21 protein-coding genes are annotated in these 23,988 nt (G+C 59.4%); 10 read left to right on the plus strand and 11 right to left on the minus strand.

Features of this window, described 5'->3' with window-relative positions; all coding sequences use genetic code 11:
- Positions 1-534: 534 nt before the first annotated feature.
- Both B5D49_RS10215 and B5D49_RS10220 read left to right on the plus strand, forming a co-directional pair.
- Entirely contained in the window at positions 535-1,617 is a 1,083-nt protein-coding gene (locus tag B5D49_RS10215; protein ID WP_078717601.1) for a tRNA(5-methylaminomethyl-2-thiouridylate) methyltransferase, read from the plus strand.
- A gap of 99 nt (positions 1,618-1,716) precedes the next feature.
- Complete coding sequence (locus B5D49_RS10220) at positions 1,717-2,640, plus strand: calcium/sodium antiporter (protein WP_078717602.1); 924 nt, start codon at positions 1,717-1,719, stop codon at positions 2,638-2,640.
- A gap of 80 nt (positions 2,641-2,720) precedes the next feature.
- Here the strand turns inward: B5D49_RS10220 and B5D49_RS10225 are convergent, their stop codons facing one another.
- On the minus strand, positions 2,721-3,167 hold the full coding sequence (locus B5D49_RS10225) for a YccF domain-containing protein (RefSeq protein ID WP_078717603.1): 447 nt from the start codon (positions 3,165-3,167) through the stop codon (positions 2,721-2,723).
- 333 nt (positions 3,168-3,500) lie between these two features.
- Complete coding sequence (locus B5D49_RS10230) at positions 3,501-3,995, minus strand: rubrerythrin family protein (RefSeq protein ID WP_078717604.1); 495 nt, start codon at positions 3,993-3,995, stop codon at positions 3,501-3,503.
- A 484-nt stretch (positions 3,996-4,479) separates the two neighbouring features.
- Here B5D49_RS10230 and B5D49_RS10235 point away from each other — a divergent pair, with 484 nt between their 5' ends.
- Positions 4,480-5,181, plus strand: a complete 702-nt coding sequence (locus B5D49_RS10235) for a Bax inhibitor-1/YccA family protein (protein WP_144019418.1) — start codon at positions 4,480-4,482, stop codon at positions 5,179-5,181.
- A 189-nt stretch (positions 5,182-5,370) separates the two neighbouring features.
- On the opposite strand, the gene B5D49_RS10240 is transcribed toward B5D49_RS10235, so the two are convergent.
- The 5 genes from B5D49_RS10240 to B5D49_RS10260 all read right to left on the minus strand — a co-directional run bounded on the left by B5D49_RS10240 (position 5,371) and on the right by B5D49_RS10260 (position 9,197).
- Positions 5,371-6,117: a glycosyltransferase family 2 protein gene (locus B5D49_RS10240; RefSeq protein ID WP_078717605.1), complete on the minus strand. Its 747-nt coding sequence runs from the start codon at positions 6,115-6,117 to the stop codon at positions 5,371-5,373.
- A gap of 30 nt (positions 6,118-6,147) precedes the next feature.
- Positions 6,148-6,573, minus strand: a complete 426-nt coding sequence (locus B5D49_RS10245) for an amphi-Trp domain-containing protein (protein ID WP_078717606.1) — start codon at positions 6,571-6,573, stop codon at positions 6,148-6,150.
- Positions 6,574-6,713: 140 nt separating this feature from the next.
- Positions 6,714-7,454 (minus strand): amino acid ABC transporter ATP-binding protein, encoded by a 741-nt coding sequence (locus tag B5D49_RS10250; protein ID WP_078717607.1) that lies wholly within the window; start codon positions 7,452-7,454, stop codon positions 6,714-6,716.
- The gene (locus B5D49_RS10255; RefSeq protein WP_078717608.1) at positions 7,441-8,271 is read right to left on the minus strand and encodes an amino acid ABC transporter permease; all 831 of its coding nucleotides are present in this window, start codon (positions 8,269-8,271) and stop codon (positions 7,441-7,443) included. Before B5D49_RS10255 ends, B5D49_RS10250 begins: the two co-directional genes overlap by 14 nt.
- Positions 8,272-8,360: 89 nt before the next feature.
- Positions 8,361-9,197: a basic amino acid ABC transporter substrate-binding protein gene (locus tag B5D49_RS10260; RefSeq protein WP_234990682.1), complete on the minus strand. Its 837-nt coding sequence runs from the start codon at positions 9,195-9,197 to the stop codon at positions 8,361-8,363.
- A gap of 418 nt (positions 9,198-9,615) precedes the next feature.
- Here B5D49_RS10260 and B5D49_RS10265 point away from each other — a divergent pair, with 418 nt between their 5' ends.
- Together B5D49_RS10265 and B5D49_RS10270 are read left to right on the plus strand one after the other, a co-directional pair.
- Positions 9,616-11,028, plus strand: a complete 1,413-nt coding sequence (locus B5D49_RS10265) for a sensor histidine kinase (RefSeq protein ID WP_078717609.1) — start codon at positions 9,616-9,618, stop codon at positions 11,026-11,028.
- The gene (locus B5D49_RS10270; protein ID WP_078717610.1) at positions 11,025-12,356 is read left to right on the plus strand and encodes a sigma-54-dependent transcriptional regulator; all 1,332 of its coding nucleotides are present in this window, start codon (positions 11,025-11,027) and stop codon (positions 12,354-12,356) included. The genes B5D49_RS10265 and B5D49_RS10270 overlap by 4 nt, the downstream gene beginning before the upstream one ends.
- On the opposite strand, the gene B5D49_RS10275 is transcribed toward B5D49_RS10270, so the two are convergent.
- On the minus strand, positions 12,334-14,415 hold the full coding sequence (locus tag B5D49_RS10275; protein ID WP_078717611.1) for a S16 family serine protease: 2,082 nt from the start codon (positions 14,413-14,415) through the stop codon (positions 12,334-12,336). The genes B5D49_RS10270 and B5D49_RS10275 overlap by 23 nt on opposite strands.
- A 539-nt stretch (positions 14,416-14,954) precedes the next feature.
- On the opposite strand from B5D49_RS10275, the gene B5D49_RS10280 reads away from it, so the two are divergent.
- From B5D49_RS10280 to nhaB, 3 genes are all read left to right on the plus strand, one after another.
- Positions 14,955-15,548, plus strand: a complete 594-nt coding sequence (locus B5D49_RS10280; protein WP_234990683.1) for a universal stress protein — start codon at positions 14,955-14,957, stop codon at positions 15,546-15,548.
- Between the two features lie 42 nt (positions 15,549-15,590).
- On the plus strand, positions 15,591-17,390 hold the full coding sequence (locus B5D49_RS10285; RefSeq protein WP_078717612.1) for an SLC13 family permease: 1,800 nt from the start codon (positions 15,591-15,593) through the stop codon (positions 17,388-17,390).
- A gap of 164 nt (positions 17,391-17,554) precedes the next feature.
- Positions 17,555-19,177, plus strand: coding sequence for a sodium/proton antiporter NhaB (gene nhaB, locus B5D49_RS10290; protein WP_078717613.1), 1,623 nt, complete (start codon positions 17,555-17,557; stop codon positions 19,175-19,177).
- A 92-nt stretch (positions 19,178-19,269) separates the two neighbouring features.
- Here nhaB and B5D49_RS10295 read toward each other — a convergent pair whose 3' ends face one another.
- The 3 genes from B5D49_RS10295 to B5D49_RS10305 all read right to left on the minus strand — a co-directional run bounded on the left by B5D49_RS10295 (position 19,270) and on the right by B5D49_RS10305 (position 21,914).
- Positions 19,270-20,148 carry a DMT family transporter gene (locus B5D49_RS10295; protein WP_078717614.1) on the minus strand — a complete coding sequence of 293 codons (879 nt, stop codon included), beginning with the start codon at positions 20,146-20,148 and terminating at the stop codon, positions 19,270-19,272.
- 75 nt (positions 20,149-20,223) lie between these two features.
- Positions 20,224-21,258: an exopolyphosphatase gene (locus B5D49_RS10300; RefSeq protein WP_200806792.1), complete on the minus strand. Its 1,035-nt coding sequence runs from the start codon at positions 21,256-21,258 to the stop codon at positions 20,224-20,226.
- 197 nt (positions 21,259-21,455) lie between these two features.
- On the minus strand, positions 21,456-21,914 hold the full coding sequence (locus tag B5D49_RS10305; RefSeq protein ID WP_234990684.1) for a DnaJ family domain-containing protein: 459 nt from the start codon (positions 21,912-21,914) through the stop codon (positions 21,456-21,458).
- Between the two features lie 149 nt (positions 21,915-22,063).
- Between B5D49_RS10305 and B5D49_RS10310 the strand changes: the two genes are divergently transcribed.
- Together B5D49_RS10310 and B5D49_RS10315 are read left to right on the plus strand one after the other, a co-directional pair.
- On the plus strand, positions 22,064-23,164 hold the full coding sequence (locus B5D49_RS10310) for a glycosyltransferase (protein ID WP_200806793.1): 1,101 nt from the start codon (positions 22,064-22,066) through the stop codon (positions 23,162-23,164).
- Positions 23,148-23,972, plus strand: coding sequence for a WecB/TagA/CpsF family glycosyltransferase (locus B5D49_RS10315; protein WP_078717615.1), 825 nt, complete (start codon positions 23,148-23,150; stop codon positions 23,970-23,972). The genes B5D49_RS10310 and B5D49_RS10315 overlap by 17 nt, the downstream gene beginning before the upstream one ends.
- The last annotated feature ends 16 nt before the right edge of the window (positions 23,973-23,988 follow it).

The raw sequence follows: 23,988 nt of genomic DNA on the forward strand, positions 1-23,988 counted from the left end.
AATAAGGATTAAGCCAGCAGAGATCATCATGGGGATTACACTGGTCTCTATTGGCGTGATGGGCATGGGCGGAAAGGAATTGCTTCATTAAAAGAGAAAAGAAATGAGAATCAAGCTACCGGAAATTGCCTTAAGCGCGGCGCTGATTGCTGCAAGTACTGTGAATCTCACTTCAGAAGGAGACTCCTTTAAGGGGATTCCCGTTTACGACTGGGTTGCATATGTAGTCCTTGCTGGAGGTGTCGCTCTTCCCATTCTCGCTTGGTTCCTCCGCTCCCCATCCCGCAAACAGGAAAACGAGAAATAGACAACCGCCCTACCGGATTGGCAGGGCGGTTTATTCATGCAAGCCGACGGACATTGAGGGTATTCGGGATACCATGGGCGCGGCGGGCCATTTGGGTGTTTTCGTTTCCCCCCACGTAACCGAAGGAACGTGCGGTAAGAACAGCTTTCTGGTTCCTGCGGGTCGTTCGTTTCGCTCGCTGCCTTTGGCTTGCGCTCCGCAGGCCGCTCACGTATGAAGCCCCGGCCATGCAAATGCAGTATGATGCTCTCGCGTTGTTTTCCGGCGGCCTGGACTCGGTCCTGGCGGCCAGGGTTGTGCAGGATCAGGGTCTCCGGGTTCTGGGATTGCACTTTGTGTCTCCGTTTTTCGGCAAGCCGGATCAACTGGAGCACTGGAGCCGTATATACGGTCTGGAACTGACGGCCGTGGATATTTCCGAACGCTTCACCCGCATGTTGCTGGATCCGCCCAACGGGTACGGCAAGCTGGTGAATCCTTGTGTGGATTGCAAGATCGAAATGCTTTCCTATGCCAAGGAATTGCTCCCCGCCTATGGTGCGCGGTTTCTCATCTCCGGCGAGGTGGTGGGCCAACGCCCCATGTCCCAGCGACGCGACACGTTGAACCTGATCCGTAAGCGGGCGGGTGTGGCGGATATGCTGCTGCGTCCCTTGAGTGCGCGCAAGCTGGATCCGACCCCCATGGAAGAGAGCGGGCTGGTGGACCGTTCCCGGCTGCTGCGCATTGGCGGACGGGGGCGCAAGGAGCAGCTGGAGCTGGCCCGCAATGTGTATGCCCTGCCGGAGATTCCCACGCCGGGCGGCGGGTGCCTGCTCACGGAGTCCGAGTCTGCCGGGCGTTTCTACCACGTGCTTCGGTATCACGCGGCACCGGAGCATACGGATTTCCAGCTGGCCAATCTTGGCCGCCAGTTTTGGGCCGGGTCGCATTGGTTGAGTGTGGGCCGACATCAGGACGACAACGAGCGTCTGCAGGAGCTGGCCCGGGTCGGAGATTACGTGTTCGACGTGCAAGGCTTTCCCAGTCCCCTGGCCTTGGGGCGGCCCCTCCGGGATGGTGCGTGGTCCCCGGAAACCGTACGCGACGCGGCAGCGCTCATGGCTTCGTATTCTCCCAAGGCCGTTCGTTCGGGCGGCATGGTGGGCGTTGCCGTACGGCACAGGGACCAGGTGGCGGAGGTCCGCGTACATCCGAGCCGCGACACGGCGCTTGCCTGGAGCGAGCCGGGTACGGACGGACTCAAGGAATGGAAGATCGAACAAAGCGAAGCCCGATCGGGCCGCGCTCAGGATGCGGGCCGCGAATAGTCGGGCTTTCATCCCGGGAGCCGGACTCCCGGAGCGCTCCCACGCACTTCTGATACGCCATTGTCCTGAGGCCTTATATCAGGCATAGTTCCCAGACATATGACGCACGACATTATCTTTTTCATGTTGGCCGTGGTCCTGCTTTGGTTCGGTGCCAACTGGATTGTGAATTCGGCCTCGGCCATTGCCCGGACGCTGAATATTTCCGAGCTGGTTATCGGCCTGACCATCGTGGCCATGGGCACGTCCGCGCCCGAATTCCTGGTCACGGGAACCGCTGCGTTCAAGGGGCTGGAAGACATCTCCCTCTCCAACGTGGTGGGATCCAACATCTTTAACCTGGGATTCATCCTGGGACTGATGGCCATGATCAAGCCCATCCGCACCAATCCCACGCTGCTTTGGCGCGACGGTGGACTGCTTTTCGGCACCACGGTCCTGATTTTGTCCCTGGCCCTTACCGGTAATCTGGGACGTATTGCCGGGTTTGTTCTGCTGGGCATTCTGGTGACCTATCTGGTGTACCTGTTTTTTCGGGGCAGTCCGCTGGTGGTGGAGGATGACGACGTGGCGCGCAAGGCCCGTTGGTATGACTATCCCGTGCTGCTGGCCGGGTTTCTGGCCATTGCCCTGGGCGGGGATTTCATGGTGGAGTCCGCGTCGAGCATTGCCACCTCCCTGGGAGTCAGTTCCTGGGTCATCGGTGTGACTATCGTGGCCGCAGGCACGTCCCTGCCCGAGCTGGTGACCTGCTTGGCCGCATCGCTCAAAGGGCGGAACGACATGCTCCTGGGTAACCTGATCGGATCGGATTTCTTCAATTTCGCCGGAGTGCTGGGCCTGACCTGCGTGCTTCGCCCGTTGCGTGTTTCCGAGCAGGCGCTGCCCGGACTCATGCTTCTGGTGGGCATGGTCTTTTTGGTGTTGGTGCTCATCCGCACGGGCTGGCGGGTGCGCCGCTGGGAAGGAGCGCTGCTTATCGCCATCAACTTGGTGCGTTGGGGCAAGGACTTTATCGGGTAATCCTTCAGGTAAGGTATGGCCGGGTAGGGCAGGAAAAGGGAGGGCCGTGTTCGGCCCTCTTTTTTTTGCTAGGGACGGGCTTAGATCAGGCTCACCGGGCGTCCCAACTTTTCCGACAGCATCTGGGCCTCCCTGGTGGTGACCACGCTTTTGCCCACCGGGGCCAACGCCACCCGCGCCAGCTTGAGGTGCTGCCAGGCAAAGGGAATGCCGATGATGGTGATGGCCGTGACAATGGCGGAAAGCACATGGCCGATGGCCAGCCAGATGCCCGCCAGTACAAACCAGATGATATTTCCCACAAGGCCCAGATTGCCGGTACCCAGGTCGTCCCGGCCCATGAGGTCACGCCGCAGGACCACTGTCTTGCCAAAGGGAACCAGGGAGAAGTGGGCCAGAGTGACGCAGGAGCGCGCCCAGGGGATGCCCACGATGGTGATGAGCATGAGCAGGGCCGACAACAGCCAGCCCAAGGACATGAATAGACCGCCGAACAGAATCCAGATCAGGTTGCCAATGAAACTCACTTCGCCTCCTTAACAAGCTGTTGAACAACACTCTATCGCTGCGTTGCCTCAAATACATCAAATCCTCGTGTACAGAAAGCGTTCGTCGGCCGTAATGTTTTTTCGCGCCTTGCTCGCAGTCGTGACCGCATGATTGTCTTTGACCGCAGGCGGCGGCCCTGAGAAGGGGGTACGGAGAACTGGACCAGCAACGGGGGGGGTACAAAAAGCCGAAGGAGACGGTTGATGTTCCCAACACCCTGGTGGTCAAGATTGCGACGGCACCGAACGGACCGCAAAAAAAACGCCCCGGCGAACCGGGGCGCTGCATCAGGCGACAGGAGCGGCGGGGAACTAGTCCACCTTGAAGTAGGCCTTGGCCGCGGCCCCGCAGATGGGACACTTGCCCTCAGGCTCGCCCGCCAGGGTGTGGCCGCACACAGAGCAGACATAGTAATCCGCTTCTTCGAGCTGGTCCATTTTTTCAGCGGCTTCGGTGTACAGGTCCGCATGGATTTTTTCCGCTTCATTGGCGAATCCAAAGTAGCGCTCCACGGCGCGTTCGCCTTCCTCTCCGGCGTCCTTGATCATTTCCGGGTACATGGATTGAAATTCATAGCTTTCCCCGGAGATGGCCTCCTTGAGGTTCTCGGCCGTGCTGCCGATGCCCTTCATGAGACGCAGATGCGTATGGGCGTGGATGGTTTCGGCGGCTGCGGCAGCGCGGAAGAGCTTGGCCACCTGGGGCAGACCCTCGTTGTCTGCTTTTTCCGCAAAGGCAAGATACTTGCGGTTGGCCTGGGATTCACCGGCAAAGGCGGTCTTCAGATTTTCAATCGTCTTACTCATGAGCTAGCTCCTTTTATACTTTGGTTGTGTCTGTTGCCGAACGCTCGTACGTGGTCGTATTGTATGATCCGTTGCACCATTGCCGTACGAGGTACACGGCGAGGGAGGAGAGGAAACGGTTTTCTATGGGACAAAGGCGTTCCTGTGGGATATCCAAACAGGGTAGTGTGGTTTTCAACCAAGGAAAGGTTGTCCTTGCGTGAAAAAAAGAAAACATGATCAAGGAAGCTTGTCAAGCAAATAGTAATCATTCTTGTTAGGTTGATTCCCCTTGCCAGGTGCGATTAAAGGACTTAATTTGACACGAGCGAAGATTGCTGACGGATCGCCTATCTTCCGCTCCCGCATCCGGGCCGCGCCTTGCGGCATGACCGGGAGCCTCCCGCCCCTTGCAGCGCTTGGACACGAAAATGGTTTTCGTGGCGCTCGGGCTTGGGGCGAACCTATGTATCCGATGACAACCTTCCGTAGGAGGATTACGACGATGATGCAGTATGGAATGCCCACCAGCGCCTCCCGCCCCCGGGCGGAAGTGGTCAACGAGTTCCTGCGCGGCGTGTACGGCTGGATGAGCGGCGGAATGCTGCTTACCGCGGGCGTGGCCTGGGCCACGGTGAACATCCAGCCGCTTCTCCAGTTCGCCGTCAACTCGATGCTCTTTTTGATTCTGGCCGAACTGGGCCTGGTCTTTTTCCTGTCCATGGGCATCCGCAAGATGTCCCCGACCACGGCCATGGCGTCCTTCCTGGGCTACAGCGCCCTCAACGGCCTGACCCTCTCCCCCATCCTGCTGGTCTACACCCAGCAGTCCATTGCCGCCACCTTCGTGGTTACGGCCGGCATGTTCGGTGCCATGAGCGCCTACGGCCTGCTGACCAAAAAGGATCTGACCTCCTGGGGCAGCCTGCTGTTCATGGGGCTTATCGGTATCGTGCTCGCCTCGGTGGTGAACATCTTCCTGGGCAGCGCCACCATGGGCTTCGTGATTTCCGGCATCGGGGTACTGGTGTTCCTGGGCCTCACCGCCTACGACACCCAGCAGCTCAAGGTCATGGGTGATACCGCGTCCGGCGGTGGCGATGCTGCGATTCGCAAGATGACCATCCTCGGCGCGCTCAAGCTCTACCTGGACTTCATCAACTTGTTCCTGTTCCTGCTCCGCTTCATGGGCGTGGCCCGGGACTAACCATTCGTTTTGCATAGAACGTGGTCAACGCCTTGCCGTTGACGCGATCAGGACGCTGCGTTGCCTTTTTTGGGCGGGCAGCGTCTTTTTTTTGGGGAGAGATGGGGACGCCTTTGGGGGGCCAAGGCCGCATACCCGCGCTGGAAGCGGGAACGTGTTGTGGGGATGAAGCGTCGCAGGCGAAGTCGGTCAGGATAGCGTGTGTGAACGGGCGCGGGCCAGGCGCGTCAGCTCGCGGGAGGCGTTCAGCAGCTTGCTGAATTGTTTTGGTTCATGCAGGCCCACCTGCCGCTGGTCGTGGCTGCGCGCGCTGTATAATGTCTGGGGAATGTGCAGGAACCGCGCGCCGTTGAGGGCGAACCGCAGATAGCATTCGTGGTCGTCCGCATTGGATGTTTCGTCATACAAGCCAAAGCGTTCGTGCAGGGAACGGCGGTACAGGGTGGCCACGCCGCAGAGATACCAGTCGCAGAAGCACCGTTTGAAGCTGTAGTCCGGGAGTTTGAACTCGCGCAAAATCCGGTGGGCGTCGTCGATGATGAACATGTCGGCATAGACGAAGTCGGCTTGGTCCTGGTCCAGGGGGCGGGCCAGAGTGGAGAGCCATTGCGGATGGGCCATGTCGTCCGAGGCCATGAACGAGCAGTACTCGCCCGTGGCCATGGTAAACCCCTTGTTATAATTGCGGGTGGATCCCAGGTTCACGGGGTTGCGTTCGTAGCGGATGCTGCGGCCGGGGCGCGTATAGGGCGGCAGGCCGGACGTGGCCCGGGCGACCCATTGGGTGATGATCTCGTGGGAACCGTCGTCCGAGCGGTCGTCCACCACGATCAGCTCCAGATCGGGATAATCCTGAAAATAGAGCGAGTCCAGGCAGGCTTCCACGTAGGGGGCGTGGTTGTAGCTCGGAACAACGATGGAAACGGTTTTGGGCATGCAGTGTCGCAGGGCGTTGGTTCCGCCGGGCTAATCGGTATTGCCTGGTTTGTCCGGGGCTTCCGTCTCCAGAGTGTCCGCCGGGGTGTCCACGGCTTCCTTGGGCTGTACCGCGCCAGGTTCGTCGTCCAGGGTGTAGCGATCCTCGTCCAGTCTGGACCAGGAGATGGAAAGTTTTATTTTGCTGGTGCTTTGGGTGCGTTTCCCTTTGATGGCCAGCTTAAGCAGACTGCCGGGGTAAAGGACCATTTCCTCTTCTTCATTGGCCAGAATCACTCGGCCCTGGTCGATGCCCTCCACAACATGCAGAAGCAGCGCCTTGACCATCTCGGGATCGTCCAGGGTCTCGAAATAGATTTTTTCCTCGTGCAGCATGTGGCTGCCCGTGGAGCGAAAGCGGTCCATCAGTTCCGCGGATTTTTCCCTGGCCGTGCGGGCCGCATCCTTCATATTCATGGCAATCTCCAACTCGGGTTCACACCTGGGATTCCTGATTCGGAACACATTTCCCGTCACAGGTCAACTCATACAAACAGCCCGGAAACCTTGGTTTCCGGGCTATCCGGTGGGAAAAAGCGGTGTTCGGCCGTCGGGGGTTAGAGGATCTGCTCCAGGAACTGTTGCAGGCGCGGGTGCTCGGGGCTTTCAAAAAAGTGCCCAGGTGTGCCTTGCTCCAGAATTTTTCCGTGGTCCATGAACACGATCTGGTCCGCCACTTCGCGGGCAAAGCCCATCTCGTGCGTGACCACCACCATGGTCATCCCTTCCTTGGCCAGGGCCACCATGACGTCGAGCACCTCGCCGATCATTTCCGGGTCCAGGGCCGACGTGGGTTCGTCAAAGAGCATGATCTTGGGATTCATGGCCAGGGCGCGGGCAATGGCCACGCGTTGCTGCTGGCCGCCCGAGAGCATGGCCGGGAACACGCCGGCCTTGTCCTGGATGCCGACCTTGTGCAGCAGCTCCATGCCGATTTCTTCGGCATCTTTTTTGGAAAGTCCCTTCAGTTTGATGGGGGCCATGGTCAGGTTGTCCAGCACGGTTTTGTGCGGAAACAGGTTGAAGTTCTGGAAGACCATGCCCAATTCCATGCGGATCCGATTGATGTTGTTCTTCGGGTCCATGATGTCCTTGCCGTCGATCAGGATGCTGCCCTGGTCGATGTCCTCCAGTCGGTTGATGGAGCGCAGCAGGGTGCTCTTGCCCGAACCGGACGGCCCGATGATCACGAATTTTTGCCCCGAGCCAACGCTCAGGGAAACGTCGTCCAGGGCGCGCAGTTCCCCGAAGAATTTGGATACGTTTTGGATGTCGATGATGGCATCAGTCTTGGACATAGTAATTCAACCTCGATTCCATGTGGCTGACGGCCTTGGAAAGGATCAGCGTGATCAGCAAATACACCAGGGCGACCATGGTGTACGCTTCAAAATAGTTGAAGGAGACACTGGCAAATTCACGTCCACGCCGCAAGAGGTCGGCCACGGCCAGAATCGACACCAGTGAGCTGTCCTTGAGCAGGGCGATGAACTCGTTGCCCACGGGGGGAAGGATGGTCCGCCAGGCCTGGGGCAGGATCACGTAGCGCATGGTCTGCGAGCGGTTGAACCCCAGGGAGCGGGAGGCTTCGGTCTGGCCTTTGTCGATGGATTCGATGCCTGCGCGAAACACCTCGCCCATGTAGGCGCCGTAACAGATGCTCATGGCCATGACCGCGGCCACCAGGGGCGGCATGTTTTTCAGAAAGATGAAGACCGCGTTGGTCTCGGGAAGTTCCCGAAAGAGCTGGCCCAGGGCGAAGTAGATGTAAAAGAGCTGCACCAGCAGGGGAATGCCCCGCACCACTTCCACATAGGTGGAGGCGATGAGGTTGATGGGGCGGATGCGGGAGAGTCGGCCCAACCCGGTGAACAGACCGAGGATCAGCGCACCGATGATGGACAGAATGGTCACCTCAAAGGTGACGAGTACACCGTCGGGCACGAATTTGAGAATCTTGAAGTATGGGTCCGGTTTGCTGATGGCGAGGTAGAGGATGATGCTCACCGCGCCGATCAGGGAAATCCACCAGGCGTTGAACAGCCCCCGGTCTTTGTCATGCGGGATGGCCGCGCCGTCGCCGATGTCGATCTTGACGTTCTTTTGTTCTTTCATGAGAGAGTGCCTTTGAGGAGCGCTTCAGGAACGGGCCGGGGCCGCGCAGAAACGCGGCCCCGGGGGTGTTCGCAAATGTGCCGTGCGGCTTACTCGAACCACTTGGCGTAGATTTCGTCGTACTTGCCGGAGGCCTTGACCTTGGCCAGCGCCTCGTTGAGGATCTGCACGGTCTGGGCGTCGCCTTTTTGTACGGCAAAGCCGAGGTATTCCTTCTTGTCGGTGTCGATGATGAAGGCCAGGCTCAGCTGTTCCTTGTACCGCTCGTTCTGCAAGGCGTAGTCGTAGGCCACGGAATCGTCGCAGATGGCCGCGTCGATGCGTCCGTTGAAGAGGTCTTCCACGGCCAGGCCCACTTCGTCATAGCTCTTGGCCTCGGCGCCTTCGATGCTGCCCGCGGCAAAATAGCCGGTGGTGCCGATCTGCGCGCCAATGGATTTGCCGCTCAGGTCTTCCACCGAGTCGATGCCGGAATCCTTTTGCACGAGCACGCCCTGCTTGACCTCAAAGTAGGGATCGGAAAAGTCCATCTTGGCCTTGCGTTCTTCAGTGATGGAGACCGAAGAGGCGATCACGTCGTACTTACCCGCGGCCAATCCGGCAAAGATGCCGTCCCAGGCCGTGTTTTTGATCACCGGGGTGAAGCCGCCGACCTCGCCCATGGCTTTGACCAGCTCGGGGCAGAAGCCGATGATGTTCTTGTCCGCATCCAGGAATTCCATGGGCGGCCAAGTGCAGTCCGAAGCAAAGACGATTTCCGGCATGGCCGGGGCTTCCTCGGCAGCCTGCTCAACGGTGGTTTCCGCGGTCTGCTCCTGCGCGGGGGCGCTTTCCTCGGCCTTTTTCTGTTCCGCCTGGCCGCAGCCAAGGGCGAACAGGACGGCCAGCGCCGCCATGACCACAAACAATTTCAAGCCGTGTCTCATCTGGTCCCTCCATTTCTATCGGTCTGCAGCGGACCGATCCGGTCCGCGTTGATTGGCCGCAATGTTTGGTTCGGTCGAATCGTCGTTGTCCGATTCGTATGGGGGTTATGGTATATCAGGCGCAAGTTGTCAATTTTTTTCATTCATTTTTGCAAAAAGGGTAGGGTTCGACGGGTCATAACTGAATGGTATTCAGAGTAGAAGGGGTAAATTCTGTTCACAAGGGGGCGAAGTGCCTAGGAAGGTGAAGATGGGTCGGAAGAAAAATCAGTTTACCGCATGAGGATAGCGGGTTGTTGAAGCCAAGACAAACCGGGCCGTCCCGCATGGCGGGGTGCGTGGAACTCCTGGCCGTCTTGCGTTTTTTTTCGCCGGGGCATAGGGTCTAGCTCTCCATAAAAGGCTTTGAGAGAATCGCATGGGTAGACTCAATCTCCGGCAGACCATTGTCATCGGGATCGCAATTTTCACGTTGGCGTTCGGTGGCATCGGACTTCTGTCCCTCTCCAACATCAATCAGTTGCAGCAGGAAATCGTTCTCGTTGAGCGGGCCGACGATCTGCGCAATTTGATTTTGGAAATCCGGCGTGAGGAAAAAAACTTTTTTCTCTACCGGGACCGATCCTTTTTCTTTGAAGGAAAGAAAAATCTGCAGGAGGCCGAAACCGCGCTCGACGCCCTGTTTCAGGAGATCGGCCGGGCCAGGGGGATGAACCACCGCGAGGCGCTCGAACAGGGAATCGTCCGGTACGGCGAGCTGCTGGCTGCGCTGGCCGAAATGGACGGGATGCCCGGGGAAAACGCTCCGCCCGTCCAGGCGCTGCGTGAGGCGGGCCAGCAGTTGGTGGAGCATTCCCGGGCCATTGCCGAGTTTGAGCGCGAGAGCGTGCTGCGGATCAATCACAAATTACGCATGACCCTGATCGTCTCCATGGGCGTCGTTGCCATGGTGGTGTTCGCACTGGTGATTTTTGTTTCCAAGAGCATCCTGGGACCGTTGCGCCGGGTGCAGGACGCCACCCGCCGCATTGCTCAGGGAACGTTTGTGCCGCTTACGGTCAGGAACGGGCATGACGAGATTCAGCAGGTCTTCGTGGCCTTGAATTCCATGGTCGAAGAACTCAAAAAGCGGCAAACCCAGCTCGTGCAGGCGCAAAAATTATCCTCCATCGGTACGCTGGCTTCCGGTATCGCCCATCAGCTCAACAACCCACTGAACAATATTTCCACCTCGGCCCAGATTCTTGCGGAGGAAACAGCCGGACAGAGCGATTTTTCGGACAAGATGCTCGGCAACATCACCCAGGAGACCGTGCGAGCCAGGGACATCGTCAAAGGGCTGCTGGAATTTTCACGGCATAAGGATTTTTCTCCTGCCCCCTATCCCATCGCCTCGGTGGTGGAGAGCGCGGTGCGGCTTGTTTCAAGCCAGATTGGTCCGAAAATCACGGTGAATCTGGACCTTCCCGGCAACGTGACTCTATTGGTGGACCGGCAGCGGTTGCAGGAGGCGTTCATCAACCTGCTCATCAATGCCACCCAGGCCATCGGCGGTGAGGAAGGCGTCATCGACATCAAGACCTACCCGGAAAACGGGCATGAGGTCATCGTGATTTCGGACACTGGAGAGGGAATGTCGCCGGACACCCTGCAGCGGATTTTCGATCCGTTTTTTTCGACCAAGGAAGTGGGCCAGGGAACAGGGCTAGGACTGTTCATCGTCTACGGCATTGTGGAAAAGCACGGCGGAACCATTCGGGTTGAATCCATGCCGAACCAGGGGACGACTTTTTACATCAAGCTGCCTTTGGCTGCGGAGGACGCGGCATGATGGACGCGTCCATCCTGGTCATCGAGGACGAGCGCATCGCCCGTGAGAACCTGACCCACGTTTTGACCAGCGCCGGGCATCGGGTCACGGCTATGGTCTCGGCCGAGGAAGGACTCCGCGAGCTGGAACAGCAGGAGTACGAGCTTGTTGTTACCGACCTGATGTTGCCGGGCATGAGCGGTATGGAACTACTCAAGCGGGTGCGGGAGCGTTTTCCCGCGGTGATGGTCATTATGGTCACCGGGTATGCCACCGTGGCCAATGCAGTGGAGGCCATGCAAAAAGGCGCTCACTCCTACATCGCCAAACCGATCAAGCTCGATGAATTGCGGCTTCAGGTGGAGCGCGCCCTGGAACAACGCGCCCTTTCCGTGGAGGTGCTGCGGCTGCGTAAGCTGGTTGCCGAAGGCAAATCCGACTTTCCCCTGGTGGGGCAGAGTGAACCACTGATCAGGCTTAAAGACACGGTGCGGCAACTGGCCCAGATGAATTGCAATGTACTTATTCAGGGCGAGACCGGCACGGGGAAGGAACTCATCGCCCAGGGCATCCATCAGCTCAGTCGGCGCGCTGACGAGCGGTTCATGGCCATTAATTGCGGCACGTTTACGGCGGAGCTGATGGACAAGGAGCTGTTTGGACATGAAAAGGAAGCCTTTACCGGGGCGAACCGGGGGCAAAAAGGCATTCTTGAGGCCGCGGACGGTGGGACGGTTTTTTTCGATGAAATCGGCGAGCTGGAGCTAACCATGCAGGTCAAGCTGCTTCGGGTGCTCCAGGAACGCAATTTTTTGCGCGTGGGCGGGGTAAAGGAAATTCCGGTGGACATCCGTGTCGTGGCGGCCACCAACTGCGACCTGCGCGAATTGGTGGAACGCGGCACCTTTCGCCAGGATCTCTACTACCGGCTTAATGTGGTCACGCTCCAGGCGCCGCCCCTGCGGGAACATCGTGAGGATATCCCGATCCTCATTGGTCATTTTTTGGAAAAGCACCGCCAGCCCGGGCAAACCGTGCGTTCCATTGCCCAGGATACGCTGGACATTTTGATGCGTTATCCCTTTCCGGGTAATGTGCGGGAATTGGAGAACCTGGTGCAGCGCGCTTTGGCTCTGGGCCAGGGGCCGTCCTTTACCCCGGATTTGTTGCCGGTGGAGATCGGCAACGCCCGGACCGAGGCGTCATTTTCCACTCTGGAAGGTGTGGAAAAAGCGCACATCCGCAAGGTGCTGGCCGCTTCCGGTGGCAACAAGACGCAGGCGGCCCGCGTCCTCGGTATCGACAGGGTGTCTCTTTGGCGGAAGATCAAGCGGTTCGGTCTGGAATAGCCGTGTCGCACAGGGCGATGTCGGCGGCTTCGTTTATTGTGGAAACAAAGCGGATATCCAAGTTTCCCACCACGTCTTTTCCCAAGCTTTGCACCCGGGGGGCGCAGCCCTGGGGCAAGATTACCACGGAAAGCCCGGAGACCTGTGCGGCCATGAGTTTTTCACGGATGCCGCCCACGGGGAGCACCTCGCCCAGCAGGGAAAGCTCGCCCGTGGAGGCCACGTCCTGGCGAGCGGGGCGTCCGGTGAGCAATGAAAGCAGGGCAAGCGTGATAGCCATGCCCGCAGACGGTCCCTCTTTGGACACGGCTCCGGCCGGAATGTGGACGTGGATGTCGGCGGTGCTGTAAAAAATCGGATCAATCGCATATTCCCGGGCATGGCTACGGATGTAGCTCAAGGCGGTCTGGGCGGATTCGCGCAGTATCTCTCCCAGAGAGCCGGTCAGGAAGAGCTGCTTGTTGCCGTGCATGGCCGCCGCTTCCACAAAAATTATCTCCCCGCCATTTTCGGTCCAGACCAGACTGGTGGCCAGACCCACCTTGGGATTGGCCTGTGCCGCCGTAGCCGCAAAAGGCGGCGGTCCCAGGAGTTGAACCACGGTGTCCACATCAACGGACACGGCTTGATCCTTGCCGTTGGTCAGTACGCGCCTGGCCAGCTTGCGGCACAGGGAAGCCAGTTGTTGCCGCAGTCCGCGCAGCCCTGCCTCGCGGGTGTATCCACCCACGATCAGTTCCACAGCCGCCGGGGAAAGCGTGACCAATCGGTCGTCCAGCCCATGCTGGGCGAGTTGGTCAGGGACCAGATGGTTGGCGGCGATGTAGCGCTTTTCCTGAGGGGTGTAGCTGGAAAACTCGATGACTTCGAGCCGGTCCCGGAGCGGAGCGGGCAGCCGTTCCACCGTGTTGGCCGTACAGATGAACAGCACGCCGGAGAGGTCAAAGGGCAACCCCATGTAGTTGTCCACAAACGCGTGGTTCTGTTCAGGGTCGAGCATCTCCAGGAGCACGGCCGTGGCATCGCCCTGGAAGTTCTGAATCGCCTTGTCCACCTCGTCCAGCAGGATGACCGGGTTTTTGGACTGCACCTTGCGAATGCCTTGCAGAATGCGGCCTGGCATGGCTCCGACATAGGTTCTTCGATGGCCGCGCAATTCGGCTTCGTCGCGCAGACCCGCCAGGGAGAGGCGGAAGAACTTCCGGCCCATGGCTTCAGCAATGGCCTTGCCTATGGAGGTTTTGCCTAAGCCCGGGGGACCGGTGAAACAAAGCACCGGGCCATGCAGATGTTGCGCCCGCAAGCTTTGCTTATAGAGGTCGGATACGTATTGCCGCAGTTTGGTCAGGTTCACGGGTTTGCCGAGGTATTGGTCCGCTCCCCGGCGCATGGCGGCCACCGCGGTCTTCACAGTGGCGTAGCCGGTGAGCATGATCACCTTGGTGTCCGGCCAGCGCTGCCGCAAAACCTGCAACAGCTCCATACCGTCCATTCCTTCCATCTTGAGGTCGGAAACAACGACGTCGGCCGGTTTCTTTTCCATGGCGGCCACGGCTTCAAGCCCGTTGCCCACGGCTTGCACCTCGTACCCGTCCGCTTCGAAAACGATGCTCAGATTTTCCCTGGCGATTTGTTCGTCGTCCACGAGGAGAATGCGCGGTGTGTGAACGCCCCGAAGACTTTTTACCGCCAAGAATTCCAGAATGCGGTCCTTAACCCGTTGAAGTCCGTGGTGGCGGGCGTTGAGCACTTCTTCGGCGCGGAGGATGTCCAGGTCGTCGCGGGTGGTTTTGTCCCAGGGCAGTGAGAGGATGTACTCCAAATAGTTCCAACTGATGGAGTATTCCGGAGAGGCCGGGTCCATGGCGTCGAGTCTGTCGCATTCGGCCAGTGCCGCTTCGAGCGGTTCGGTAGGGAGTCCCGCAGACTCGACACGCTCCCGGAGTGAGTCGTGTGCGGAAGGGGTAACCGTTTTAGGAACTTCCTTCGGTTTTTTAGATCGTTCCTGCCTCGTCCCGGCAGGCGGTTGCGATTGCTTTTTGCCGAACCATCCCAGCATAGGTGTTTGCCTCCAACAGTGATGACTGCCCGGTTCATGGCGGGGCAGCGGCCGCAGCAGCACGGAATTCCAACATACCACGCCGTCAAGAGGTTGTTAAGGTTGCAGATCGCAACGCGAACTTCTCTCGCGTTGGATTGGGACACTTTGGGCAATGAAAGAACACGTTGCGAACTGCGGAATCCTTTTTCCCGTCGGGATCGGGCCGTGGAAAAAGAGCCTTTGCGGGGGCGCATTCCGTGTCCGCAGGCAGGGTGAATGCTTTCCGGCAGGGCATGTTGCGTTGTTCTTTGTTGCAGGACGTTGCAATGTGCAACATGGAGTCGTGGCCACGGAGCCGCGCTGGTGTTGCCGTTTGAAGACCGATTAGAACAGCGGTGTTGCAAAATGCATCGTTTGGAGGGACATTTTTGTGGGGCGTGTCGTTTTCTTTATGTTTTATCAGTAGGTTAAGATGCTGTTACGTTTTGGCATGCGTCTTGATTAACTCCTGGCAGCAAGAGGCAACATCTCCAACCTTTAGCGCTAAGGAGTGACGCATGACCCTCTTCAGTGGAGTGAAAAAAGCGGTGGATACGTATTACGATGCTGCATCCATGAAGCATTGCAACACTTGTCACGTGGGGGCATGGGTTGTCTGTCGCGAAGCCTACCTCATTGAGAAATCGGGAGAACATTCGATGAAGACATTTTTCAAACGGTTTGGCCGGAACCGCAAGGAAATGGTCACCGAAGCGCCCCTGACCACCGAAGCCGTTCGCTGTGATCAGCCTGAGTGCAAAATTCTCGTTGTGTGCCGTGGGCGGAGCTTCTCACGCGGCATTGCCGATTATGCCATCTCCATGGCGAGCAAAACCCGCAGCTCCCTTGTGGCGTTGAACCTGGACGAGTCCGGGCGGGATTTTGCAGCGTTTTCCGATGAAGCGAGAAAGAATATTGAGTATTTTTCCTGCAAGGCATCGGATGCGGGACTGAACTTCAGCCACGAAGTACGGCAGGGCAAAGAGGGTACTGTGGTGGCCCAACTGCATGAGAAGGAACCGTTCCGCTACGTCATGGACGATTCCGCAGCCGTCTGCCAGAGCCGGAGCACCATTCCCGTCTACACGCGAGCGACGTTGCAGGCCAAATAGCAATGCGCCGGCAACGTCGCAAACATGCCTGAAGGATATACTATGACGCCTGAAATTATAACGGTAATTGCCGTGCTCGCTCTTGCTGTGCTGTTGTTCATCTTCGAATGGGTTCGCGTGGACGTGGTCGGCATCATCATGATGGTCATCCTGCCCCTGCTCGGGTTGGTAACCCCACAGGAAGCCATCAGCGGCCTATCCAGCAACGCGGTCGTGTCCATTATCGCGGTCATCATCATCGGCGCGGGGTTGGATAAGACCGGCGTGATGAACACCATGGCCCGAGTCATCCTGCGGTTCGCCGGGAAAAGCGAATCTCGGATCATGACCTTGATCTCCGGAACCGTGGCCGTCATATCCGGATTTATGCAGAACATCGGCGCGGCCGCGCTCTTTTTGCCTGCGGCCAAGCGGATCGGCAACCAGACCGGCGTTCCGGTCGGACGGCTGCTCATGCCCATGGGGTTCTGCGCCATCATCGGCGGGTGTCTGACCTTGGTCGGCTCCAGTCCGTTGATTTTGCTCAACGATCTGATGGTGGTCGGAGGCACCAAGTACGAGTCTTTCGGCTTGTTCAGCGTCACTCCGATCGGCCTGCTGCTGATTGGAGCCGCACTGGTTTATTTCATTCTCTTCGGCCGGTTCATTCTTCCCACCCGTTCCGAGGAGGAAAGCTCCGGTCCCATGTCTTCCGTCCTTACGGCTACTTACGATAATATCGGCTCGCTCTACGAGCTGCATGTACCCGCGGGTTGGAAGAACGATGCCTCATTGCGGTCCTTGGATCTGCGCCCCATTTATTTCTGCACCCTGGTGGCCCTTTCCCGCGATAACGGCCAGACGCAGATATTCGCTCCTTCACCGGATGAGGTCATCCGCCCTGGCGACCATCTCGTGATGGTCGGGCCAGAGGAGTTTGTCGAACACATGGCCAATGATCTTGGCTGGGCGATGCAACCTGAGCTGACCACCTTTGCCGAAGCCATGTCGCCGAACAACGCGGGAATCCTGGAGGGTATCGTCACTCCCCGGTCCGAGTTCATGGGCAAAACCCTTGCCGAACTTCGCATCCGCGAACGGTTCCAGGTTTCCCCTCTGGCTATTTTCCGTGGGGACAAGATTTTTGTCAGCGGGTTGAGCGACATCGTCATCGAGGCCGGTGACGCTCTGCTGCTGCATGGTCGCTGGGAAGTGTTCCACATGATCAAGGGACTGCCCGACCTGGTTTTCACCGAAGAGGTCAAGGGTGAGCTGTTGCGCACGGAGAAAGCCAAGCTGGCCTTGCTTTGGCTGGCGGTTTCCCTGGCGCTGATCCTCGGCTTTCACATCCAGCTTTCCATTGCGTTGCTCACGGGCGCGTTGGGCATGGTGCTGACCAGAGTCCTTACCATTGACGAGGCCTATCAGTCCGTGGACTGGATGACCGTGTTTCTGCTCGGCGGACTCATTCCCCTGGGCATGGCCTTTGAGAACACCGGAGCCGCAAAATATATTGCGGATTCCATCATGGCGACCCTGGGGACACCGACCCCCGTGGTTCTGCTTACGGTCATTGGCATCCTGACCTCCTTCTTCACCCTGGTGGCCTCCAACGTGGGCGCGACGGTTTTACTGGTTCCGCTGTCCATGAACATGGCCCTGGGGGCCGGAGTGGATCCGCGGGTGGCCGCCTTGACTGTGGCCGTGGCCGCGTCCAACACCTTTGTATTGCCCACCCACCAGGTCAACGCGCTGATCATGCGTCCCGGAGGGTATCGGACCATTGACTATGTGCGGAGCGGCGTCGGCATGACCGTAATCTACATGGTCGTCATGATCGCCGCACTGATGCTGTTCTACTAAAACCGTGGCGGGGTGCCGGGTCTCTCCGGCATCCCTTTTCGATATCAAGGACACCGTCTCCAACAGATTACGAGATTCACTCTTTCTGGATGCGACGCCCCGTGCGTGGCGGGATCTCCCGCCCCGGCAGGGCTTGCGTCTTGTTTGCGTTCAAGGAGAACACAATGAAAACACCGCTGGCTAGACTGTTTGCACAAACGTTTTTGGGCAACGCCCCCGGCTGGTACAAGCTTACGCTGCTTTGTTTCCTGGTGGTCAACCCGATTCTGGTGCTGACGGCGGGAACCTTTGTCGCGGGCTGGGCGCTCATCGCCGAGTTCATCTTCACGCTGGCCATGGCGTTGAAGTGTTATCCTCTGCCTGCCGGAGGGTTGCTGGCTATCGAAGCGGTCATCATGGGCATGACCTCGACCGAAACCGTGTACCATGAAGCGCTCAAAAATTTTGAGGTCATTCTCCTGCTGATCTTCATGGTGGCGGGTATTTATTTCATGAAGGATTTTTTGCAGTTCACCTTTACCCGTATCCTGGTTCGAGTCCGCTCCAAAAAAGCTATTTCCTTGATGTTTTGTTTGGCTGGAGCGTTTCTTTCCGCGTTTCTCGACGCCTTGACCGTGACAGCGGTGATCATGGCCGTGGCGTATGGGTTTTACAACGTCTACCATCGGTTTATTTCCGGCAGAAGCAACGACGATGTGCATGACCTCCGGTCCGATGATGCGGTCAAGGACATGGACCGGGAAGAGTTGCTGGCGTTTCGCGGTTTTTTGCGCAACCTGATGATGCACGGCGCGGTGGGTACGGCCCTCGGCGGGGTCTGTACCCTGGTGGGCGAACCGCAGAACCTGTTGGTGGGGGGCGAAATGGGCTGGCATTTCATCCCGTTTTTTTTGCACGCCATGCCCGTGACCCTGCCTGTACTGGGGGTAGGACTGCTGACCTGCCTGGCCGTGGAACAGTTCCATGTCTTTGGCTACGGATATCAAATGCCGGGAAACATCCGTTCCTTTCTGCTGGAAACCGCCGTTAAGATGGAGGAAGAGCAGGGGCAAAGAGGGAAGCTCAAGCTGATCATCCAGATGTGTGTGGGCTGCTGGCTCATTGCGGCTCTGGCTCTGCATTTGGCGGCGGTGGGCCTGATCGGTCTTTCCGTGATTATTTTGCTGACGGCCTTTACCGGCATTGTGGAGGAAAGTCGGCTGGGCCACGCTTTTGAGGAAGCTCTGCCCTTTACCGCTCTTTTGGTGGTGTTTTTTTCCATCGTGGCGGTTATTCATTCCCAGGAATTGTTTGCTCCGATCATCGAATATGTACTGAGCCTCAGCGGGCAGGACCAGTTGGCGGCCTACTACGTGGCCAATGGTCTGTTGTCGTCCATTTCGGACAATGTGTTCGTGGCCACGGTCTACATCTCGGAAACCAAGCTGCACTTTATTCATCTGCTCGGTTCCATTCAGGGCATCGGCATGTCCGGTCAGGAACTGATGAGTAAGCTTACGGATCCGCATGTGGCCCGGGCCGACGTGCTGGCTACCCTGCCGCACAACGTGGCTCCTGTGGTCCGTGAGACCATGGAGCATTTCGATAAGCTGGCCGTGGCCATCAATACGGGAACCAACATCCCGTCCGTGGCCACCCCGAACGGGCAGGCCGCGTTCCTCTTTTTGCTGACGAGTGCGCTTGCGCCGGTGATCCGCCTTTCCTACGGCAGAATGGTCATGCTGGCGTTGCCCTACACCATCACCATGTCCCTGACCGGACTGGCCGCAGTGTACGCCTTCCTATAGCGGGCAGGCTGCTGTAATGAAGAAAAAACGGCTCCCCGAGAAATTCGGGAGCCGTTTCTTTGGGTGCGTGGCCGGAAAACGTCCGGTTTTGGTCAGGGACGCAGCTGGGAGAGGATCATGCCGCAGAGCATGAGCGCGCAGCCGGAAATTTCGCGCAGGCCGAGCACCTCGCTGAGCAGAAACCAGCCCGCCACGGCCGCGAACACGGCTTCCAGGCTGAGGATGATGGAGGCGTGCGCGGGGTCGGCCTCTTGCTGGGCCACCACCTGGAGAGTGTAGGCCACGCCGGTGGACATCAATCCACAATAGAGCAGGGCGTCTGCCGCGCCCAGGATGCCTTCCAAAGGAATCTCTTCCAGGGGCAGGGCCACAGCCATGCTGAGCAGGCCGCAGACCATGAATTGGGCCTGGGCCAGGGCGATGGGATTCATCTTGGGTGCCAGCCAGCCGATGACCAGCATGTGCGCAGTCCAGAAAAACGCTCCCACCAGTACGTAGAGATCGCCCTGCGAGATGGACATGCTGCCGTGCACGGAGAGCAGGTAGAGTCCGGCCACGGCGAGCACCCCGCCCACCCAGGTACCCCAGCCGGGCCGTTGCCTGAAGAACAGGCCCATGAGCGGGGTCAGGATCACGTACAGTCCGGTGATGAATCCGGCATTGGCCGCCGTGGTGGTGACGATGCCCACCTGCTGGAGCGCGGCGCCGCCGAACAGCGCGCCCCCGGCCAGCATGCCGCCTTTGAGGTAGGTGGTGAGGCCGGGCGTGGGTTTGTATTCCACGGGAGCGGATCGCCGCAGGGAAATCAGGGTCAGGGGGGTCAGAGCCAGAGAGCCGAGCACAAAGCGGATGCCGTTGAAGGCAAAAGGGCCGAGGTGGTCCATGCCGGTTTTTTGGAACACAAAGGCGGTTCCCCAGATCAGGGCGGTGGTCAGCAAAAGCAGGTCGGATTTGACGGTGGAGGTATTCATGCGGCTCCTCGGCGGGGGATTGGGTGAAGGAGCCACATAGCAGAAGCCCACCCGCTTTGGAAAGAGGATTCGGTATCAGGTCCGGGCGCTCTCGGCCGATGGCGCGGCAGTGTTTTTGTGCTTGGCGCGGGCGGTGCGTCTCTTGGCTGTCCGCTGTGCGGCGGAGTCCGGCTCCTCGTCTGGGGAGGGGGGCGGCTGTGTTGCACGTAGCTCTTGCAGGAGCGTTTCCAGCATGTCTTCTGTCCGAGGTTCCGGCACATGGCAGGTGCCTGTGCGCGGGTGGCCCCAGCCGCCGAAGCCGAGCATGAGTTTCCCGACATCCGTGACGCAGGTGCGGTTCAGGATGGAGTGGCTCACGGTGATGACGGTTTCGTTTTGGTCCGCAGCACGCCGCACCTCAATGGAGGCGTCGCATTCCGGGTACAGGGAATACATGGTGAAGCGATTGCCGGGAGGAGGATCGTCAAGCGCCCGTGCATCCAATATGAGCACGTTTTCGCGGACCACGATTTTTTGCAGCAGCATGGCCCGGAAGGATGCTTCGGACGCAAAATACCGCTTCACGCGTTGGGCCATGTCGCGCTGTTGCAGAATTTCCGCAACGGGTATGGACCCGACGAGATGCACGAGTGTTTCCAGGCATTGGGCGTGAGGCGTGGAGAATCCTTTCCCGCCTGCCAGACCGGTGCAGGGATCCAGGAGAAAGCCCAGCAGCACCCATCCTCCGGGGTGCAATATTTCGGTGAGATTCAGGTCGCCGGATTCCACTTTGTCCACGTAGCGGAGCATTTCACCGGTGACGCTCCCGAAGCGGTCCTCGCCGCCGAGATGGTCCCAGAGCAGTCGGGCGCAGCTTGGAGCCGGTTGCACGGCACCTTGAAAGGAAGGGGCGTCAGGCAGGCTGGAAATTTCCGAGCTGTGATGGTTGAACCAGTAGCCGCAGCCGGGAATATGCGGCACGCCGCAGACCATGTCGTTGGAATCGGCGGAATGCCGACCGTCCCGCACGTCCTTGGGGTGGACGAAAAGCAGGTCGTCCATGAGACCGGCCTGCGAGAGCAGCACAGCGCAGGCCAGGCCGTCAAAGTCGGCACGGGTCACGAGTCGCATGGTGTCCATCCTCCCTTGGCATGCCGGAGTGTGGGCATACCCCGGCATAAGGGCCGCGTGATGCCCCTCCTGGCATTGGTGCGGCCACGGATCCCCAGCCGACGGGTTCGGGCCGTCCTGGAGAAGGAGGACGAACCTGACGGCGGAGAGCCTGCCAAGAATAGGCCAAAACACGGGGTATGGCAATGGCGGGAGAATTATTCTGTGGTGTGTTTGTCCTGGGCGTCCCCGACGCGGGGGCGGACGGAGATGTGCTCCACAAGCCGCTGATAATACGGATCCGAACGTTCCAGGCTCATGTCCCGGCCTCGACGTGCGTTGAGGTTGGAAACCAGCAGATTGAGTTTTTGAATTTGACGGTAGCGCTCTTGTTCGTCCTGCATGTCGTCGAGCAGATCCAGGGCGCGTTGGATTTCTTTTTGTTCTTCCATTTCCGGGGGCAGGCAATCCGCGTTTTTCAGGATTTTGTAGGCCATGCGCAGATCAGGGGGGATCATGGAGTCGTCTTCCAGTTCCAGGGGGCGGCCCGCGCCTTCGAGGTTGTCGAACTGACCGTCCTTTTGAGCCTTGCGGATGCGCTCTTCGGCCAGGAGATGAAAGGCTTCCAACATGGCGGCAGGATACTGCGCCCCGGCGCGGGTGTAAAGCGGAAGCATCGGCCCAGGAGCGGCCCGGACTCGACGAAGGACGCAAATGGTGTCATATTCGGGGAGGATGCCGGGCGGCGGCCGATGTCGGGAGCATCGATCCCCGGCCCGCCTTGGAACAACTGCCCGCGGCACATCAATTCAGCGGTGGATCAAGCATGCGTATTCGAGTTCTGCATTTGGTGAATGGCGAGCATTATGCCGGGGCCGAGCGGGTTCAGGACCATCTGGCCATGGCTCTGCCCGAGTTTGGGTATGAGGTGCATTTTGCCTGCGTCAAGCCGGTGTTGTTTCGGGAGCGCTGTTTTTGTCCCAAAGAGCTTGTCCACGAGGTACCCATGGGGTCGCGGTTTGATCTGCGCGGTTCGCGGCGTGTGGCCGAACTGGCCCGGCGGCTGGATGCGCGTTTGCTGCATACCCACACGCCCCGCAGCGCCATGCTCGGCGCGGCGACCGCCGTGCGGACCGGTCTGCCCCGGGTGCACCATATCCACAGCCCTACCTCGCGGGACACGCAAACCCCGCTTCGCAACTGGATCAATGCCGTGGCCGAACGTATCAGCGTGAGCGGGACACGGCGGTTCATCGCGGTATCCGAAAGTCTGGGACATTGGGCCGCGTCCTGGGGCATTCCCCAACGGCGCATCGTGGTGGTTCCTAACGGCGTACCTCGGCATCCCCGGCCTGGTGCGGTTCGGGATGCGGATGATCCGGTCCTGGGGGTAGTGGCTTTGTTTCGCCCGCGCAAGGGGCTGGAATGTCTGCTGGATGCTCTGGCCCTGGTTCGGGAGTCGGGCGTGCGCGCCACGTTGCGGGCCGTGGGACGGTTCGAGACTCCGGAATACGAGTCCATGATCCGGGAACGCTGCGTCCGTTTGGGTCTGGAGGATGCCGTGGAATGGCGGGGCTTTCAAAGCGATGTGCCGTCGGAATTGACGCACATGGATATTTTTACCCTGCCCAGTCTGTATGGCGAGGGCATGCCCATGGTGTTGTTGGAGGCCATGGCCGCCGGATTGCCCGGCGTGGTGTCCGACGTGGAAGGCGTTCCCGAGGCAGCGCGTCATGAGCGGGAAGCCCTGCTGGTGCCGCCCGGAAATGCCCAGGCGCTGGCCCGGGAATTGGTCCGGCTGGCCCGGGATCGGGATTTGCGCGAGCGCATGGGGCGGGCCGCCCTGGAGCGGCATGCCGAACATTTTTCAGAACGCGTCATGGCCCGCCGTGTGGCCGAGGTATACGACCATGTGCTCCAAGCCTGAAGAATCTGTTTCCGTCCCGACCGTGAATCTGTTCGGCCTGCCCCTGGCCAACCTGGACCGTGTGCAGACCCTGGAGCTGTGCCGGACCTGGCTGCGTGCGCCCCGGACCGGCAAAGGAGCGCGCTATGTGGCCCCCACCAATGTGGATACCACGGTGCAGGCCGGGACGAATCCCCAGCTGTTGGCCGCGTATCAGGCTGCGGACCTGGTGCCCGCGGACGGCAATCCCGTGGTCTGGGCCTCCCGGATTTTGGGACAAGCCCTGCCGGAACGGGTCACGGGCAGCGATTTGATTCCGGCCTTGTTTGCGGCGGCCGATCCCGCGGATTCTTTGCGGGTATTTTTGCTGGGCGCGGCTCCGGGCGTGGCGGTCCGGGCGGCAGAGCGCATCCATGCACGCTATCCCGGCACACGGGTGGTGGACGTGGACAGCCCCCCGTTTGGTTTTCATCTGGATCCGGCGGAGAATGAACGTCTGGTGCGTAAGGTCAACGCCTCGGGCGCGGATCTGTTGATTCTGGGGCTTGGCGCGCCCAAGCAGGAAATTTGGATTCATGCCCATGCGCCGCGTTTGAACGTGAAGTTGGCGGTGTGCGCCGGGGCCACCATTGATTTTTTAGCCGGGGAGCAACGCCGTGCGCCGCGCTGGATGCGCGTTCTGGCTCTGGAATGGCTGCACCGCATGCTTTCCCAGCCCCGGCGGCTGGTGCGCCGCTATGCCCGGGATGCCGTGGCGTTCCCGGCCATGATCCTGCGGGAACGGCGGCGGCTCCGCAATGGGCGCTCGCAAACGGAAACCGAACAATGAGGCGGGAAAGGATATA

The sequence above is a fragment of the Paucidesulfovibrio gracilis DSM 16080 genome (genome assembly GCF_900167125.1).
Classification (GTDB): Bacteria; Desulfobacterota; Desulfovibrionia; order Desulfovibrionales; family Desulfovibrionaceae; genus Paucidesulfovibrio; species Paucidesulfovibrio gracilis.

Coding starts and splice junctions, on each gene's coding strand:
- B5D49_RS10245 (WP_078717606.1), bottom strand. CDS start 6,573: ATGAATATGAAGGATGCGGCCCGCACGGCCAGGGAAAAATCCGCGGAA.
- B5D49_RS10220 (WP_078717602.1), top strand. CDS start 1,717: ATGACGCACGACATTATCTTTTTCATGTTGGCCGTGGTCCTGCTTTGG.
- B5D49_RS10310 (WP_200806793.1), top strand. CDS start 22,064: ATGCGTATTCGAGTTCTGCATTTGGTGAATGGCGAGCATTATGCCGGG.
- B5D49_RS10215 (WP_078717601.1), top strand. CDS start 535: ATGCAAATGCAGTATGATGCTCTCGCGTTGTTTTCCGGCGGCCTGGAC.
- B5D49_RS10260 (WP_234990682.1), bottom strand. CDS start 9,197: ATGAGACACGGCTTGAAATTGTTTGTGGTCATGGCGGCGCTGGCCGTC.
- B5D49_RS10275 (WP_078717611.1), bottom strand. CDS start 14,415: ATGCTGGGATGGTTCGGCAAAAAGCAATCGCAACCGCCTGCCGGGACG.
- B5D49_RS10270 (WP_078717610.1), top strand. CDS start 11,025: ATGATGGACGCGTCCATCCTGGTCATCGAGGACGAGCGCATCGCCCGT.
- B5D49_RS10295 (WP_078717614.1), bottom strand. CDS start 20,148: ATGAATACCTCCACCGTCAAATCCGACCTGCTTTTGCTGACCACCGCC.
- B5D49_RS10280 (WP_234990683.1), top strand. CDS start 14,955: ATGACCCTCTTCAGTGGAGTGAAAAAAGCGGTGGATACGTATTACGAT.
- B5D49_RS10235 (WP_144019418.1), top strand. CDS start 4,480: ATGATGCAGTATGGAATGCCCACCAGCGCCTCCCGCCCCCGGGCGGAA.
- B5D49_RS10285 (WP_078717612.1), top strand. CDS start 15,591: ATGACGCCTGAAATTATAACGGTAATTGCCGTGCTCGCTCTTGCTGTG.
- nhaB (WP_078717613.1), top strand. CDS start 17,555: ATGAAAACACCGCTGGCTAGACTGTTTGCACAAACGTTTTTGGGCAAC.
- B5D49_RS10255 (WP_078717608.1), bottom strand. CDS start 8,271: ATGAAAGAACAAAAGAACGTCAAGATCGACATCGGCGACGGCGCGGCC.
- B5D49_RS10265 (WP_078717609.1), top strand. CDS start 9,616: ATGGGTAGACTCAATCTCCGGCAGACCATTGTCATCGGGATCGCAATT.
- B5D49_RS10305 (WP_234990684.1), bottom strand. CDS start 21,914: ATGCTTCCGCTTTACACCCGCGCCGGGGCGCAGTATCCTGCCGCCATG.
- B5D49_RS10300 (WP_200806792.1), bottom strand. CDS start 21,258: ATGCGACTCGTGACCCGTGCCGACTTTGACGGCCTGGCCTGCGCTGTG.
- B5D49_RS10250 (WP_078717607.1), bottom strand. CDS start 7,454: ATGTCCAAGACTGATGCCATCATCGACATCCAAAACGTATCCAAATTC.
- B5D49_RS10230 (WP_078717604.1), bottom strand. CDS start 3,995: ATGAGTAAGACGATTGAAAATCTGAAGACCGCCTTTGCCGGTGAATCC.
- B5D49_RS10315 (WP_078717615.1), top strand. CDS start 23,148: ATGTGCTCCAAGCCTGAAGAATCTGTTTCCGTCCCGACCGTGAATCTG.
- B5D49_RS10240 (WP_078717605.1), bottom strand. CDS start 6,117: ATGCCCAAAACCGTTTCCATCGTTGTTCCGAGCTACAACCACGCCCCC.